At 48.0% G+C, this 15,538-nt stretch carries 13 protein-coding genes and 1 pseudogene; 10 read left to right on the top strand and 4 right to left on the bottom strand.

Features of this window, described 5'->3' with window-relative positions; translation table 11 throughout:
• The first annotated feature begins 84 nt into the window (after positions 1–84).
• The 5 genes from K0H60_RS02635 (at position 85) to K0H60_RS02655 (ending at position 3,775) form a co-directional block, all read left to right on the top strand.
• A complete protein-coding gene (locus K0H60_RS02635) occupies positions 85–318 on the top strand; it encodes a hypothetical protein (protein WP_220057179.1) in 234 nt (77 codons plus the stop codon).
• Positions 319–329: 11 nt separating this feature from the next.
• Positions 330–755 carry a hypothetical protein gene (locus K0H60_RS02640; RefSeq protein WP_220057180.1) on the top strand — a complete coding sequence of 142 codons (426 nt, stop codon included), beginning with the start codon at positions 330–332 and terminating at the stop codon, positions 753–755.
• Positions 756–802: 47 nt separating this feature from the next.
• Positions 803–1,681, top strand: coding sequence for a KPN_02809 family neutral zinc metallopeptidase (gene ypfJ / locus K0H60_RS02645; RefSeq protein WP_220057181.1), 879 nt, complete (start codon positions 803–805; stop codon positions 1,679–1,681).
• Positions 1,682–1,711: 30 nt separating this feature from the next.
• The gene (locus K0H60_RS02650) at positions 1,712–2,119 is read left to right on the top strand and encodes an NUDIX hydrolase (RefSeq protein WP_220057182.1); all 408 of its coding nucleotides are present in this window, start codon (positions 1,712–1,714) and stop codon (positions 2,117–2,119) included.
• A gap of 492 nt (positions 2,120–2,611) precedes the next feature.
• Positions 2,612–3,775, top strand: coding sequence for a hypothetical protein (locus K0H60_RS02655; protein ID WP_220057183.1), 1,164 nt, complete (start codon positions 2,612–2,614; stop codon positions 3,773–3,775).
• Between the two features lie 360 nt (positions 3,776–4,135).
• Here K0H60_RS02655 and K0H60_RS02660 read toward each other — a convergent pair whose 3' ends face one another.
• Together K0H60_RS02660 and K0H60_RS02665 are read right to left on the bottom strand one after the other, a co-directional pair.
• Positions 4,136–6,106 (bottom strand): hypothetical protein, encoded by a 1,971-nt coding sequence (locus K0H60_RS02660; protein ID WP_220057184.1) that lies wholly within the window; start codon positions 6,104–6,106, stop codon positions 4,136–4,138.
• A 242-nt stretch (positions 6,107–6,348) separates the two neighbouring features.
• Complete coding sequence (locus tag K0H60_RS02665) at positions 6,349–7,269, bottom strand: response regulator (RefSeq protein ID WP_220057185.1); 921 nt, start codon at positions 7,267–7,269, stop codon at positions 6,349–6,351.
• 171 nt (positions 7,270–7,440) lie between these two features.
• Here K0H60_RS02665 and uvrD point away from each other — a divergent pair, with 171 nt between their 5' ends.
• Positions 7,441–9,609: a DNA helicase II gene (gene uvrD, locus K0H60_RS02670; protein ID WP_220057186.1), complete on the top strand. Its 2,169-nt coding sequence runs from the start codon at positions 7,441–7,443 to the stop codon at positions 9,607–9,609.
• A gap of 125 nt (positions 9,610–9,734) precedes the next feature.
• The gene (ubiA, locus tag K0H60_RS02675; protein WP_220057187.1) at positions 9,735–10,595 is read left to right on the top strand and encodes a 4-hydroxybenzoate octaprenyltransferase; all 861 of its coding nucleotides are present in this window, start codon (positions 9,735–9,737) and stop codon (positions 10,593–10,595) included.
• Positions 10,596–10,681: 86 nt separating this feature from the next.
• On the opposite strand, the pseudogene K0H60_RS02680 reads toward ubiA, so the two are convergent.
• Positions 10,682–11,020: pseudogene (locus K0H60_RS02680) on the bottom strand (DUF4156 domain-containing protein); the annotation flags it as partial.
• Between the two features lie 144 nt (positions 11,021–11,164).
• On the bottom strand, positions 11,165–11,581 hold the full coding sequence (locus tag K0H60_RS02685) for a DUF2541 family protein (protein ID WP_220057188.1): 417 nt from the start codon (positions 11,579–11,581) through the stop codon (positions 11,165–11,167).
• Positions 11,582–11,955: 374 nt separating this feature from the next.
• On the opposite strand from K0H60_RS02685, the gene K0H60_RS02690 reads away from it, so the two are divergent.
• The 3 genes from K0H60_RS02690 to K0H60_RS02700 all read left to right on the top strand — a co-directional run bounded on the left by K0H60_RS02690 (position 11,956) and on the right by K0H60_RS02700 (position 15,472).
• The gene (locus tag K0H60_RS02690; protein WP_220057189.1) at positions 11,956–13,017 is read left to right on the top strand and encodes an NAD(P)H-dependent flavin oxidoreductase; all 1,062 of its coding nucleotides are present in this window, start codon (positions 11,956–11,958) and stop codon (positions 13,015–13,017) included.
• 146 nt (positions 13,018–13,163) lie between these two features.
• Positions 13,164–14,309 carry a hypothetical protein gene (locus K0H60_RS02695; protein WP_220057190.1) on the top strand — a complete coding sequence of 382 codons (1,146 nt, stop codon included), beginning with the start codon at positions 13,164–13,166 and terminating at the stop codon, positions 14,307–14,309.
• Between the two features lie 242 nt (positions 14,310–14,551).
• The gene (locus K0H60_RS02700; RefSeq protein ID WP_220057191.1) at positions 14,552–15,472 is read left to right on the top strand and encodes a TlpA family protein disulfide reductase; all 921 of its coding nucleotides are present in this window, start codon (positions 14,552–14,554) and stop codon (positions 15,470–15,472) included.
• The last annotated feature ends 66 nt before the right edge of the window (positions 15,473–15,538 follow it).

Consider the following 15,538-nt stretch of genomic DNA (forward strand, 5'->3'; position numbering starts at 1 on the left):
GTTGAGCACATAATCGATACAGCTCAAGTAAAGCTTGCCAATGTTAGCTTGGTTAAGTGTAGCTATTTTGTTGAGGAGCCGAAGATGAAAACCCCTTTGATTATGTTAGTCTTGTCCGCATCACTGTTGACCTCTGCCTGCGCCGAGTTAGCCTGTTCCGCAAGGACAGATGTCGACCCCTACGAGCCCATGCTAGATAAACAGCGCTGCGTGGCCGAGGCGGATAAACAGTTGGCAGCGCACGAGAAAGCCAAAAAGGCTGCAGAGGACCAACAGCTGAAACAAGCTGTCGATAAAGCGATTCAACAACGTCAATAGAAAGGATTGGTATGAAGGGAGCGGGAGGAACACAGGGCGGTATTGGCCAATTTTTTATTGGACTTGCCATGATGTGTGCAGGATTTTATCTGTTATTCAATGCGATACAGGTCAGTTCCAGTTTTGGCTTGGGCTATGGCCTCTACCGCATGAATGCCTTTGGGCAGGGATTCTCTATCACCACAGGTATGGTGATGCTGCCGTTTATCCTCGGGATAGTGATGGTGTTTGTTGATGCCAAGACTAAGCTCGGTTGGCTGCTCACCTTAGGCTCCTTAGTCGCCTTAATTGTCGGGGTGATCAGCTCAATTCAGTTTCACTTTAGGGCCATGTCGGCCTTCGATTTGATCGTGATTTTAGTGTTAGCCTTTGGTGGGCTCGGGCTGTTTTTACGCTCGTTAAAAGCGGCGCCCGCCGAGCAGAATGATCCCAAATAACGACTACACTGAAATCTAGCTTCCATACCCATAGCCTAGGAAATCCAATGCGTTGGCGTGACAGTGACCGCAGCTCCAATATCGAAGACAGACGTGACCAACAGATGGCGTCTGCGGGTGTGCCCAGTGCGCTCCTGCTACGCTTGCTGCCGTTTCTGCTTCGCACCAAAATCGGCCGAGTGATACTGCTGTTGGGCGGGCTATATTTTGCGTTTCAATATTTTACCGGCGGATTATCCCTAGACCCGAGCAATCAAGCGGGGTTTAGCCAGTCACAATCGGCCAGCAATACTGCGACTCAAGATGAAAATGCCCAGTTTGTGGCGGCGATTCTCGGTACGACTGAAACTGTTTGGAATCAATTGCTGCAAGGGCGATATGTCGAGCCCAAACTGGTGCTTTATCGCAATATGACCTCAACGGGATGCGGTATGGGACAGGCGCAATCTGGGCCTTTCTATTGCCCCGCAGATAGCAAAGTCTATATCGACTTGAGTTTTCTCGAGGAGCTGAAAAAACTCGGGGCACCGGGGGATTTCGCCTTTGCCTATGTGATTGCCCACGAGGTGGGCCACCATGTGCAGAACCTACTCGGCACCAGTACTAAAGTGCGTCAGGCGCAGCAAGCCGCTGGCAAAGCGCAGGCCAATCAACTGAGTGTTGCCCTCGAATTGCAAGCCGACTGTTATGCGGGCGTGTGGGGGCATTATGTCGACAGACAGCTCAATCTGCTCGAAGCCGGAGATGTAGAAGAAGGTATTGCCGCCGCGAGTGCCGTGGGGGATGATCGCCTGCAAAAACTCGCCGGCCGAGCGGTACAACCCGAAGCCTTTACCCATGGCAGTTCGGCTGACAGGGTAAAATGGTTTAAGACGGGTTTTGCCTCAGGCAAGCTTGCCAGCTGTAATACCTTTAATCGCAACTAGTGATACACAGCCTTAGCGTGGGATTGAGACATGGCATTTGAAGATAGGTTTCGGCTCAGTAGCCATGCAGTAATCATTAACGATGTCGGCCAAGTGTTACTCCTTAAGGCAAATTACGGCAATTGCGCCTGGGGTTTACCCGGCGGCGCCTTAGAGCCCGGCGAGACTATTCACGAAGCGCTGCTGCGTGAATGCCAAGAGGAGTTGGGGCTGGCGGTGAACGTCCACTACCTGAGCGGTGTGTATTATCACAGCGCCTATCAATCCCAAGCCTTTATCTTTCGTTGTGAGTTTGCATCTGCCGATGCGGTGATTCGCTTAAGCCATGAACACTCTGAGTTTGCCTTCCATGATATCGACACCCTTAGCGCGGTTCAGCAGCAAAGAGTTAGAGATTGTCTTAATTTCAACGGTGTTGTGATTAGTGGGAAGTTTTAAGGCCTTACCAGCAAGCTTGGGCTGCTGTTTTGGTTGATTGCTTTTAAAAGCAAAGCCAAAGTCGTGGGGTTTCACCCCACACCCGACCAAGGAGGACTGCTCGTCCTATCCTCCTTGGATGCTCCAAGACGCCCCAACGGAGTTGAAAGCCCCTTGTGCTCATTGCCAAATTTGCTATCGCTTCCGAAGGATGCGTCCCTGCACCTGCGAAAGCTAGCTCGCCATCCATGGCGAGACTCACGCAATTTGTCTAATCGCCCTGCGGCAACTCTGAGGGGATGGTGTATTCCTTTGATTGTTGAGTTGTCTGTTGCTCACTTAAAGCATTGAAGAGCTGTGGATATCCTATTTCGCTTCTCGATAAAGTTTGATTCGAACCATCCGCCGAGAAATTCAAGAATAGATGCCTAGAACAACTGTTTCATTGAAGACTGGAAGATTATTAAGGTGTTAAACTCATTGCTTATTTAACTAAGCGCCCCAAAGCACAAAATGATAACGAGAACCTTATTTTTTATAGCGCTAATTCTATCAGCAACATTAAACGCTTCAGAGAGTTCTGAGACAACATTAAAATCGGCAGATGAACTTGCCACAGTTGAACAACTTTCTATACAACTTAAAGAGCTTGTAGCAAAGCTTGATGCATTATCTAGAGATAATGCAGAGCTTAAAGATTCAATTATTCCAAATATTGAGGAAGCCAAAAAGCAGATTACTCAAATCAATCTGAAAAATACAGAGATTGCTCAATATATTAAAGAACAAAACGTTGACTATGAATCACTCGAAAAGAGAGATGTTGATTTAAATCTTTTTATAGACTCACCTAATGAAACTGCGTGGATTAATTTTGGGGCTGTGATAGTTAGTATAGGAGGCTCGATTGGACTCTCACTCTATTTTCTTCATAGGACTCTACGAAGAGAAACAGATAAGCAGCTTGAACAAATCAAAATAGATGCAAATGAGCGTAAGAATGAACATCTAAAACTTCTGGATACTCAAGAGAAACAACATAATGCTTCATTAGAAAGCCACATTCAACTTGCGAAAAATGAACAGCAAGAACGTCACAAAGTTGTAATTGATGAATTTCGTCAAAAGTGGATTAACACCTTTCGAGATGAAGCTAGTAGTTATGTAAGAGTTGCAATTCAACTACTCTATTTTTATAAAATCGAGATAGAGATGCTTGAGATAGTTAAAAATTTGAAAAGTGCTGAAAGACGGTGCGCTGATTTTCGATCTAAATTCTGTAAAGAAAATAGCGGATTGTCGCGAATCCTCTCAGAAAAAAACAATAATAATTATAGAAGGTTAATGATTTGCGAGAGAGAAGCAAGAGAAGATTTTGAACGTGTTAAACCCACTTATACAGAGCTTAAGAAACTTGAATCTGAACTAATTGAAAAGGCAGTTAAGATTAGTTTTATGCTTAACCCTGATAAAGATGCAAACAATTTAAATGAGAAAGCTTTTGATAATCAGATTGTAGAATTAGTCAACTTTATCAATGGTGCATTTATCTCTGAGGAAAGAGTGTATCAAGCTCTTACAAACGAATTTAGTATCAATGAAAAACTAGCAGAATTTAAGCGTATTGTTCCCTTAATGCTCAAAGCTGAATGGGACCGAGTGCAGAGGAAACAGTAGTAGCGAAGACTAGCCAATCAATGAGCCATCCTTCTTAGGATTTCTGAGTGCATGCCTGTAAGAAGGGGTCAGATTACTGTCGGGGTTGGCAAGATTAAGCACTGTCATGAAAGTGACCGTCCGTGACATGGATGTCACGGTTGAGCACACAGGGATGTGCTTGCTGCGTGTCACTGGAATGACAGTGCTTAATTTTTATTGGAAGTGATGAAGAATCTTGCTTTGAAATAAATCGGGTTATATATGGCTCGATTTCAAGCTGTTCGATAGGCAATAGCTGTGTTCACGGGGTCATGGTTTTTAGCATAAAAATGCCGGACTACGGAAGAACATAGCCCGGCAAAGGGAAGATAGCGTTAGCTATAGGGCGGCAGGGGTTAGCTCAACTAACCAAAGCGATTGGTTACTGCTGGTATCGGTTAAGCTCACTAAGGCGCGTTGATTACCTTGGCAAGATTTGCCTAACAAGGGGCTGATGGTCATCGTCTGACTGCCACTAAAGGCAAAGTGCAGTGTGCCAGCGGTCGTCATATAAAAATCGCTGTTCACTTGAGCATTGCTGGTGACTTCGTTCAGGCTGATTTCGCCAATCACATCCCCCATATCATTCTCGGATACATTCTGCACCAGCATGTTGTAACGTGCGCCGCATTGGCCATTGGCGAACTCTGTGGTGCAGCGGTTTTGTGTGTCCGTGGCAAAGGTTAAGTCAAATTGCAGCAGGCGATTGACTGTGGCGTCGTAGCTAAAGCCTTCGATATCCCGTACCGAGGTGATGCGTCCAAGGCTGGTACCTGCGGCGGAAGAAGGCTTATCGACTAACTCAGTCACAAAACTGCCGACCTTATCTAAGGTGAAAGTACCGCCGTCTGGGCCATTTTCTGTCGCCATCATCTCGCCCCATTGGCTGGTGCTGATGGACGAAAACTGATGGGCGTCGGCTGACTGTGCATCATAGAGACCATTAGGGCCGTCGGACTCGACACTGGCGGTAAACTTATAGCCACTGGCATCTTTAACGTAATGACCAAACTCCCCCGATTGCGCTTGGGGGGATTGTCCCTCATAGCTGTCGGAATTGGCTGTATGCACAATGGCATAGGCTTGATTGGGCAGGAAAGTCACAAAGCTGTCGTTATCGGTTTCGGGATCGTACACATGCCAAGTGCCGATTAACGCATCGCTAGCATCTTCAATACGCGTGAGAGTGATGCTTGACGAACCATTGTCGGTGAGGCTGAGTGTGAGAGTATTGAGGCTTACCATCGCCTTGTTAACGACACTGCTTTCATCGTACAGACCGCCGGAACCATCGGATTGAGCGATGAGACTCACACTGAAACTACCAGTCACACTGTCCCAAGTGTAATTTCCATATTCGACCGAGGCTGCGCCCTGATCGCCATCACCCGCATGCTCGTGGATCAATATATAACGGCTATGGTCGATAAAGGTCAGTATGTTGCTTTGACCTTCTCCCTCCGACAGCAGCCAGCTACCTAGCAGCAGATTACGATTGGAAGTATCGAAATGGTTAAGGGCCTGGGCTTCGCTGATAAGACTCAAACCCGAGCCGAGGTTGGCAAAGGCAGTGTTGAGTTGGCTATCAAAATCGGCACTGCTGATATCGAGCACTGTATTGGCGAGCAGATCATGGTGTGAGGTTTTGATTTGAATGCCATTTTCGACATCACAATCCTGATCTAGGGTTTGCAGCAATTGCAGGATATTTACCTTTGTGACCTCATTGCCCGCTGCAATTTCGGTGGGTGTGACGAGTGGCGCGGCAACTGTACTGGGAAATTGAATCGCGCCGACCGAAAAGGTGACTTGTTCCCCCTGTAAGTATTGAAACTCGCCAATATCGCTGGTGGTGCCATCGGTTTGGCTGTCGGTTTGATAATGGATCCCAGCGACTGGGCTATCCCTAAAGATCCCGGTTAATTCGGCATTGGCATTGGTTTCACAGGTCACTAAAGCTGTTCCGGCATTGCTCTGGCTTAAGGTGCCGCTGCCATTGGCGACGGTACAGGTTTGTGCCGTTGGCTGCGTATTAACGGTAATGGCAAAGCTAACGCCTTCATTCTGCATATTTGAAAATGCAAAGGCCTTATCTGTGCCATCACTTTGAACAGAAAGGGTTTCTACTGTTTGGCCATTGGTTTGTAGGGTAAGTTTTAGGGTGTTGGTCAGCCCTTTTACTGTGCCTTTAATGGCAAACTGCTGGGATTCTATGGGGCTAGGGTCCTCATCGTCATCATCACTCCCGCCACAGGCGCCGAGCGTGAGACCTAAGAGAATGGGAACAGTGAGTCGATAGATTGGCTTCATTATGTAAATTCCTTTTAGGCTACTGAGTAAATATCAGCAACGATTCGCTATCCCATGGCGGGATGGTCTTCAGTTATCGTTTGGGGCATGAGCGCAAGCAATATGCAGAAGGGATCAGTGGCTGAACCCTGAACAAGATATAAATCCTCGGGAGGGATTTTGTCTTTGAAACTTATTGAATGTTTTTGAAAGTGAATAATTTCAATAGATTGAAGCGGAATTTACGCTGCTTGAGTACAGCTTTACTCCGACCTTTCATCGGCATAACGGATAAGTGGCATCAAGTGTTGATATAAGTCTTCGGCTTCGACGGCAATATCCTGCGCGCCATGTTCCTGGGCTTTTTGTCTTAGCGCCTCGGAGGGCATGATGGTATAGAGGTAAATGGGCGTGTTGATGCCGCGCTCGCGAATAGCCTGCATGAGTTTAAGACCAGCGAGGGGATCTGAGCCTCGGCCCATGTCGGTAATAATGGCATCGTAGCTATATAAACTGAGCAGTGTGAGTGCATCGCTGCTGGTTTTGGTGGTGTAAACTCCAATCTTTTTTTGCTCTAAAAACTGGCGCTCGGCCTGATTATTTTCTGGGTGATCATCGACCCACAATATGCGTGCTTTTACGTTTTGCGGCTCGGCCAACACTAATTGGCCGTTACGTTCGGCTTGATTGTGATAGAGCAGGGCAAGCACAGCGCTCGACAAGATACCAATCAAGGCTAATCCCGGCAGGGTGAAGTAGGGCTTTTTTTGCGCGGGTTGAAGTGTATTCGAGTTGGCTGCGCTGGTGGCGTTATCTGTTATTGCGAGTGAGTGGTCTTGAGCGGCAAAACTATTAGCGACGGCATCGGAGCGAATAATGGCGGCGATATCGGGGGAGAGCCGATACCCTCGGCCATGCAAGGTTTGAATGATGGGCACCTTAAGGCCCGCCGCCTCAAATAATTTGCGGGTATCTGAGATTAATCTTGCGACGGACCAACTGCTCACCACAGTATTGGGCCAAATATGTTCGAGCAAGCAGGCCTGATCGCAATGGGCGGGATAGGCGTCGATTAGCTTTGCGAGTAACAGGATAACGCGCTCGTCACAGTGGAGCCTTTGGTTGTTGCAGAACAAGGTTCGGTTCTGGGTATCCAACACAAAAGCGTTAAAACAATAATGCATTCAGGTCCCTTGGCATCGAGTCATACTTTAGTTGTTAATAAATTGTATCAATCAATTCAAGCCAAACTTGGCCCTCGAGTCAAATGAATTGTCTGTGATTGAGCTCAAACTCGTGGCATGCCTTGGGCGCTTCTTCTGTTATACTGCCCCCTCGATTTTTTGGAGGCGAGAATGGACGTATCTTCTTTACTAGACGGCCTGAATGATAAACAGCGCGAGGCTGTCGCGGCACCGCAATCCAGCATGTTAGTGCTTGCGGGCGCAGGCAGTGGCAAAACGCGAGTATTAACTCACCGTATCGCGTGGTTAATGCAGGTCGAACAGCAGAGCCCTTACTCGATTTTAGCCGTGACCTTTACCAATAAAGCCGCAGCCGAGATGCGTGAGCGGGTGGAGAAGGTCGCTGGCACCAATATGGGGCGGATGTGGATTGGTACCTTCCACGGGTTAGCGCATCGTCTGTTACGCACTCACTTCCAAGATGCGGGATTACCGCAGAGCTTCCAAATTCTCGATTCGGACGATCAACTGCGTTTGCTGAAACGCATCCTTAAAAGTTTGAATCTGGATGAAAAACAATATCCTCCCCGTCAGGCGCAGGCCTATATCAATGGCAAGAAAGACCAAGGTTTGCGGCCCAAGCATATCGATGCGGGTGGCTTTCCGATTGAGCAAAACCTGCTGAAGATTTATCAGGTTTATCAAGAATCTTGCGACCGCGCGGGCTTAGTCGACTTTGCCGAAATCCTGTTACGTGCCCACGAGCTGTGGCTCAATAAACCGCATTTACTGGCGCATTATCAGGAGCGTTTTAAGCATATTCTGGTGGACGAGTTCCAGGATACTAACGCCATCCAATATGCGTGGATCCGTGTGTTGGCAGGCCAAACTGCCAACGTGATGATAGTGGGTGACGACGACCAATCTATTTACGGTTGGCGCGGCGCTCAGGTTGAAAACCTGCACCGCTTCCTGCGGGATTTCCCGACGGCGACTACGATTCGCCTCGAGCAAAATTATCGCTCCAAGGGCAATATTTTGAAGGCGTCAAACGCGCTTATCGCCAATAACCCCGAGCGTTTAGGTAAAGAGTTGTGGACCGACGAAGCAGATGGTGAGCCGATTTCCCTCTACTGCGCCTTTAACGAAATGGACGAGGCGCGCTTTATTGTCGGCCGTATCAATGATTGGTACGAAAAAGGCGGCAATTTAAGTGACTGCGCGATTTTATATCGCTCAAACGCTCAGTCGCGTGTGCTCGAAGAAGCCTTATTACACAAAGGTTTAGCCTATCGTATTTACGGTGGGCTGCGCTTCTTCGAACGCCAAGAGATTAAAGACGCTATGGGTTATATGCGTCTTATCAGCAATAAAAATGACGATGCCGCCTTCGAGCGCGTGGTCAATACACCGCCCCGTGGCATTGGCGATCGCACCTTAGATATTCTGCGTTCGACCGCCCGTCAGCAGGAACTCACCCTGTGGCAGGCTTGTTTACGTTTGCTGGATGAAAAAGTGCTGGCTGGCCGCGCCGCCTCTGCGGTGCGTGGCTTTATGGATCTTATCGTCACCCTGCAGGAAGAAACTCAAGATATGGCGCTGTACCGGATGACGGACACAGTGATCCAAGCCTCTGGGCTTAAGGCCATGTACGAGGCGGAAAAAGGCGAAAAGGCCCACGCCCGTATCGAAAACTTAGAGGAACTCGTTACTGCGGCGCGCACCTTCGAAATGCCAGAAGAGCTTGAGGATATGGGCGAGCTTAACGCCTTCTTATCCCACGCGGCCTTAGAGGCGGGCGAAGGTCAGGCCGATGCCTTTACCGATGCCGTACAGTTAATGACACTGCACTCGGCCAAGGGGCTTGAGTTTACCATGGTGTTTATGGCGGGCGTCGAGGAGGGGATTTTCCCGAGTAAGATGGCGCTCGAAGAGGGCGACAGACTCGATGAGGAACGCCGCCTCTGTTACGTGGGCATGACCCGCGCGATGGAAAAACTCTATATCACCTATGCCGAATCCCGCCGTATTTATGGCCGTGAAGATTATGCCCGTCCATCGCGTTTTATTAAGGAGATTCCGCCGCAATATGTGGACGAAATTCGCTTAAAGGCGCAGGTGTCAACGCCGATGGCCAATAATCGCTTCAGTGCGCAAAAGTCGGCGGTCGCCAACGATACTGGCTTTAGCGTCGGCCAAAGGGTGCATCATCCAAAATTTGGTGACGGCAAAGTGACTAACTTTGAGGGCAGTGGCGCACAGGCGCGGGTGCAGGTGAATTTTAGTGATTTTGGCAGTAAGTGGTTGGTGGTCGCCTACGCGCGTTTAGAGGCGCGTTGATTGGCATGAATGTCATGATTTTGTGACAGTTTAAGCCTGCGCAAATTCGCTTAAAAGGGGGCTAGGGTATATGATGCTTAGCCTAGCAACCGAGATAAAAAATTAGGTTTGGGAGTAGCTAGTTAATGAATCTAAAGCAGAAGTGGGACGTGTATTCCCGCCTGACTCGACTCGACCGTCCTATCGGCACTTTGTTATTGCTCTGGCCCTGTTTAATGGCGCTGGTGTTAGCGGCGGGTGGAATGCCCGATATTAAAGTGTTGATTATCTTTATTATCGGTGTGGTGATCATGCGTGCCTGTGGCTGCATTATTAACGACTATGCCGACCGCGACCTCGACTCCCACGTTGAACGCACTAAATCCCGTCCCCTCGCCAGCGGTGAAATCAGCACCAAAGAAGCGCTATTGCTGTTTGTGATCTTAGGGTTGGCCGCTTTTGGTTTAGTCTTACTGCTCAATAGTTTAGTGGTTAAGCTCTCTGTTGTCGGCATTATCCTCACCATTATCTACCCCTTTACTAAGCGGGTAACGAACATGCCGCAGATGTTTTTGGGTGTGGTGTGGAGTTGGTCGATTCCCATGGCCTATGCGGCGCAAACCGGTGAAGTGCCCATCGAAGCTTGGTGGTTATTTGCCGCCAATTGGTTCTGGACTGTGGCCTACGACACCATGTACGCCATGGTCGATAGGGATGATGATTTAAAGGTCGGTATCAAATCGACCGCCATTCTTTTTGGCAAGTACGACCGCCAAATCATTGGATTATTTCAACTTGCTGCGCTGCTGTGTTTTATCGCCGCTGGTTGGAGCGCCGACCGTGGTTTGGTTTATGGCTTGGGATTACTCACCTTCGTTGGCTTTAGCACTTACCAGCAAATGCTGATTTTTGGCCGCGAAAGGGCACCTTGTTTTAAAGCCTTCCTCAACAATAACTGGGCGGGATTAGCACTGTTTGTTAGCTTAGGCGCCGATTACCTGTTCTGAGTTTTCCTCTCCGTTTGTATGAGTGCTATCAGGCGTGTCGCCTGATAGCCGCTCAAAACTCATAAAAAACCTGCTCAATACTCAACTTATTGACTCGATGCGGTCTTTATCTGCGGCGGCAGACTTGTCGAATCTAGAGCTTCAGAAGCTTTGGTCTCAGAAGCTTTGGCCTCAGAAGCATGAGTCTCAGCACATTGGTAAGCATTGCCCATCATGGTCACTGAGCCTAAAAACTTAAACGGTTGATAGAGATAAACTGCATCTGCACCGAGCGCATGGCCTTTGATGCGCAGCTCGTTGAGTGTGCCCCACACCATATCCCTATCACTGTGTAACCAATAATCATAAAAATGCCCCTGTGAGCCAATGACTGTGCCTTTATAGGTACAGTTTTCGATGGCGACAGAGTTTTCCCATAATATTTTGACCTGTGCCGACTCCTAGGTTGGAAAAGTCACACATGCGGTCAAATTAATACCGAGTAATAACAATAATATTGCACGAAAATTCATTGATATATTGCTCAATTCCAATATTGAATAAAGATGGAATAATTAAATAGGTAAGTCTTACTTACGACCTAATACTTTAATACCCGCTTTACTGCGGTCGGAATTACCATACACTTCAATCTTTTTAACACAGCGACGGGCACCAAGGGATTTCCATTCGCTGTGCTCATCCTTACCTAGCTCAGTATCAAAGCGGACGGTACGAGTTTTATCATCCCCATAGGTGACGACAACACGATCGATACTCACATCTCTTTCTGCTTTGATTCTAATGTGTTTGGCTTGGCGACAGATGATAAGTGGGATGATTGCTGGGTGGTCACCAATTCCGAGTAATAGGGTGCGGCCTAAGGTGATCTCATCGTCCTTATCATCATTTTTTGCATAGGCAACTGACGTGGTAAACATCAGTAGTAAACAGATAATAAGTTGGTTGATTATTCTTGTCGAAAATAGACGTTTTTTTAATAACATATAGCCTCCAAAAAATGGGGCCGGATCATAAGTGATTTAAATATGCTGAAATAGGTTTTTAATTAGTTAATGCGGCGAATATCACGGGATTTTTTATAAATAGTCGGTAAGTGTTTTTTATCTTGATACAAATGTAATTTCAATTTTGACGATATTATTTTTGTTTTTAATTAGGCTGAAATATCCATTAAATGATGACATTTTATCATCTGCTTAACACTGCCAAGTTTTGCTGCTTGGCTAAATGCTGTAATTGGGATGCATTTTTCTGGTAGATTGTAACAACTCGCACTCGGCTCGGTCGCTTATCGCCGCATTAGTTGTAAGCAAAACAAGCACGAGTCGCTACAGGATTTATTCAATGGAGGTGAAGTATGCCGTGCCGACTAACACAATTGTTTGGGATCCAGTTTCCGATTATTCAAGCGCCGATGGCGGGCGTGCAGGGCAGCGCACTGGCGATTGAAGTATCGCAGGCGGGCGGATTGGGCTCCTTGCCCTGCGCTATGTTATCCCTCGAGGCACTCGAGGCTGAGTTAACCGAAATCCGCAGTAATACCACTAAACCTATCAATGTGAACTTCTTTTGCCATAGCGAGCCTTTACCGCAGGCGGCCAAGCAAGCGGCTTGGCTCGAACAGTTAGCACCCTATTTTGCGGAATTTAATCTCGACCCAAATGCGCAGCCTGCTGGCGCCCAGCGCACACCCTACAGCAAGGCGCAGGCTGAGGTGTTAGCTAAATTTAAGCCCGAGGTGGTGAGTTTTCACTTTGGTCTGCCTGATGAAGAGTTGCTGCTGGAAATCAAATCCTGGGGCTCAAAAGTTATCTCTACGGCGACCACAGTCGAGGAGGCGCTCTGGCTCGAGGCTCGTGGCGCCGATGCGATTATTGCCCAAGGCCTTGAGGCAGGTGGACACAGAGGACACTTTTTATCCGAGGATTTAACCGAGCAGCAAGGGACTTTTAGTCTATTACCGCAGGTGATTGCGGCGGTGGATATTCCGGTGATTGCCGCCGGCGGCATCGTCGATGCCACCACAGTGCGCGCCGCCATGGCAATGGGCGCTTCGGCGGTGCAGGTGGGGACAGCTTATTTACTCTGCCCCGAGTGCAATACCAGCAGCATTCATCGTGAGGCGCTGCAAAGCGACGCTGCGCAGCATACGGCGCTGACGAATTTATTTTCTGGTCGACCCGCCCGCGGCATAGTGAACCGCTTTATGGCCGAAATGGGGCCGATAAATGATGCTGTGCCGGATTTCCCCTTGGCATCCTCGGCGGTTGCAGGCTTAAGAACGGCGGCGGAGAGGCAAGGATTTGGAGATTTTAGCCCGCTATGGTGCGGTCAAAATGCCAGTGGTTGCCAAAACATTCCCGCAGCCGAGCTGACGCGGCAGTTAGCTTTAGGCTTGATGGGGTCATTATCTGGCTGATTATTTTTAATTCAACCTTGTCTCCATGGCCGTCGCTCCCCATATCACCACTAAGCCAATTGAGGAGTTTGGTGTTCATTATCATGGGGATGAGGGTTATCGAGTCACATCCCTAAGTTGAATATGCTCGTTGATAGGGATGTTAAATGCTAAAAATCCGACTTAGACGCCAAGTTAAATACCGCATTGCCTTTCTGGTGCTTATGATTGCGGTATATGTCCTAGGCTTTCATTTGCTGCCTGAGCAGCTTACAAACACGCGTGAAGCCTTATCCTTAGCCGTAGTAACGGCGCTCTATTTTGTGTTGTTGCCAGTGCTTTATTGGTATTGGATTATCAAAATAGGTGCGCAAAAGCCCTGGAAGATGTTGGTTGTGTTAAGTTTGAGTAGCCTGATGGCGAGGCTTAGCTATCCGCATGAAGTGGCTGAGTATTTCGAGTTTATCGCTTGGCTACGTTACCCCATTATTGCGGTATTACTCCTTATCGAGCTGTACTTGATGGTGAGCATTATTAAGGGGTTATGGCAGGCGAGAAAGGCATCGGGGGATCCAAGATTAACTATCGTTGAGCAGTTTGCTGCAATGGCGCAGCCAGAGCCTAGTGCTGAAACGGTAAAAAGAGAGTCAATTAATCCCAACAAGCCGTCAGAGTCTGATTTGCCGCCCATACCCGATGAGAAGAGGCTAACATTGGGTTTGATCCTCGCCACTGAGCCCGCCAGTTGGTATTACGCCATTCCCTACTTTTCCCGTCGTCACCCAGAGGCCATTGGCTCACTCAACTTGCTCAGCGCTAAGCCTTGGCATGCCTTAGTTGTCATCGTGGGGTTAATGGCTGCTTCTGCGGTGAGCTACAGTTTACTCGATGGGATAAGCCATATAGCGGCTCTATTTGTTTCAGGTTTGCTTTTGTATTCCATCCTATTAATGGCGGCGAATTATCGGATCAGTCGTTATTACTCGCTCTACCAAAGGGCAGATAAACTCATCATTAATAACGGTATGTGGGGCTTTATGGTCGTTGATTTCACGCAGATTAGTGAACTGAAATTAGGACACTTTAACTGTCAGGTGTCGCAGGATGACACTACGCATAGTGACGCGCCTGAAATATTGACCCTAGGCCGTGGTGAGGCGAATGCGCAGCTGATATTTAAGCAGCCTCAAGTTTATTACGGCGCCATGGGGCAATTACCTGAGTCATTGACTGTGGTGAACTTAGTCGTCGAGGACCCTCAAGCGTTAGCCGACACCTTAACCTCAAGCGTTGTGTTAGATAAGGCGTCGTAGCGAGAAGAATATAAGTTCGCTATCTCAGTGCAATCAGTGAGTCGATTCTGCTTAAATAGGCTTATATTTTACATGGCTAAAATATAAGCCTATTCATTTATACTGGCGGCCGGGCGGCTCAGTCTTTCCATGCCGCTCTGTTTCACTTGGTATTTGTTCTCAGTAATTGCTTATGTCACTGGCTGAATATCGCGACCAACCCCTGTGGTTGCGAGCGATCTCTACCTGAAAGGATAACGCTAATGTTGTTACGTCGAATCATAGTTACCTGCCTCGCCCTTATCAGTTTTTCTACTTTTGCTGCCGATAAAAGTTATCAAGATATAGTGCTAAAAACCTATCCAGATCAACAGCAAACCTCCTTAAAAAACATCGCTGGCGATAAACCGATTTACCTTAAGTTTTGGGCTACCTGGTGTCTGCCATGCATGGAGCAAATGCCGCATTTTGAGGAATTGCAGAAAAAGTATCAGGACAAGGTCAATATCCTCGCCCTGAATATCAATATCAACGAAGAACAACCTAAGATTGCCGAAGTCATCTCCCGTTTCGGTCTGACTATGCCAGTCTGGCTGGATAACGAGGGCGAATTGGGTGTGGCCCTAGGCTTGGTCGGGACGCCCTATAGCGTGTTAATCAATCGCGCAGGCGAGGTGGTTTACACTAGCCATGAGTCGGATGTGAACCTCGATAAATTTATCGATATGTTGGCCAATGGCCAAGAGCTCAGTGCACAAACCACTGATGCGCCAAGCCCTGAACAAGCGGCTAAGTTGCTGAAACCTTGGGAGCAAGGTGAGCATTTACTGTTTTTTACCGCCACTTGGTGTGATTGGTATTTGGCAGAGAGCCGTCCTGAAATGTCTAAGGCCTGTGTTGCCGCCCAGAAAGATTTAGACAAGCTAGCGCAACAGCTTCCGAATAAAGCCTGGCATGGGGTGGTGAATCATCTGTGGACCGACGATAAAGCCCTCGCCGATTTTAAACAGCTCTATCCTTCACGCGTCGATTTCAGTATCGATGAGTTAGGTGTGCTGTTTAATCACTTTAGTATCCGCAACATCCCGACATTACTTTGGGTGAAAGACGGTGAAGTCATTGAGCGTATTACCGATTTTAGCCAGCCAGAGAAAATTGTCGCTAGGCTCAAGGCCGCGCCATAGGGATTTTCAGCCATTTGGCCTTCGAGACATTCGAAGGCCTTTGGGGATGCCAGCAGCACTGATACA

The sequence above is a fragment of the Shewanella mangrovisoli genome (assembly GCF_019457635.1).
In the GTDB taxonomy this organism is placed as follows: Bacteria; Pseudomonadota; Gammaproteobacteria; order Enterobacterales; family Shewanellaceae; genus Shewanella; species Shewanella mangrovisoli.

Coding starts and splice junctions, on each gene's coding strand:
- K0H60_RS02635 (WP_220057179.1), top strand. CDS start 85: ATGAAAACCCCTTTGATTATGTTAGTCTTGTCCGCATCACTGTTGACC.
- K0H60_RS02640 (WP_220057180.1), top strand. CDS start 330: ATGAAGGGAGCGGGAGGAACACAGGGCGGTATTGGCCAATTTTTTATT.
- ypfJ (WP_220057181.1), top strand. CDS start 803: ATGCGTTGGCGTGACAGTGACCGCAGCTCCAATATCGAAGACAGACGT.
- K0H60_RS02650 (WP_220057182.1), top strand. CDS start 1,712: ATGGCATTTGAAGATAGGTTTCGGCTCAGTAGCCATGCAGTAATCATT.
- K0H60_RS02655 (WP_220057183.1), top strand. CDS start 2,612: ATGATAACGAGAACCTTATTTTTTATAGCGCTAATTCTATCAGCAACA.
- K0H60_RS02660 (WP_220057184.1), bottom strand. CDS start 6,106: ATGAAGCCAATCTATCGACTCACTGTTCCCATTCTCTTAGGTCTCACG.
- K0H60_RS02665 (WP_220057185.1), bottom strand. CDS start 7,269: ATGCATTATTGTTTTAACGCTTTTGTGTTGGATACCCAGAACCGAACC.
- uvrD (WP_220057186.1), top strand. CDS start 7,441: ATGGACGTATCTTCTTTACTAGACGGCCTGAATGATAAACAGCGCGAG.
- ubiA (WP_220057187.1), top strand. CDS start 9,735: ATGAATCTAAAGCAGAAGTGGGACGTGTATTCCCGCCTGACTCGACTC.
- K0H60_RS02685 (WP_220057188.1), bottom strand. CDS start 11,581: ATGTTATTAAAAAAACGTCTATTTTCGACAAGAATAATCAACCAACTT.
- K0H60_RS02690 (WP_220057189.1), top strand. CDS start 11,956: ATGCCGTGCCGACTAACACAATTGTTTGGGATCCAGTTTCCGATTATT.
- K0H60_RS02695 (WP_220057190.1), top strand. CDS start 13,164: ATGCTAAAAATCCGACTTAGACGCCAAGTTAAATACCGCATTGCCTTT.
- K0H60_RS02700 (WP_220057191.1), top strand. CDS start 14,552: ATGTTGTTACGTCGAATCATAGTTACCTGCCTCGCCCTTATCAGTTTT.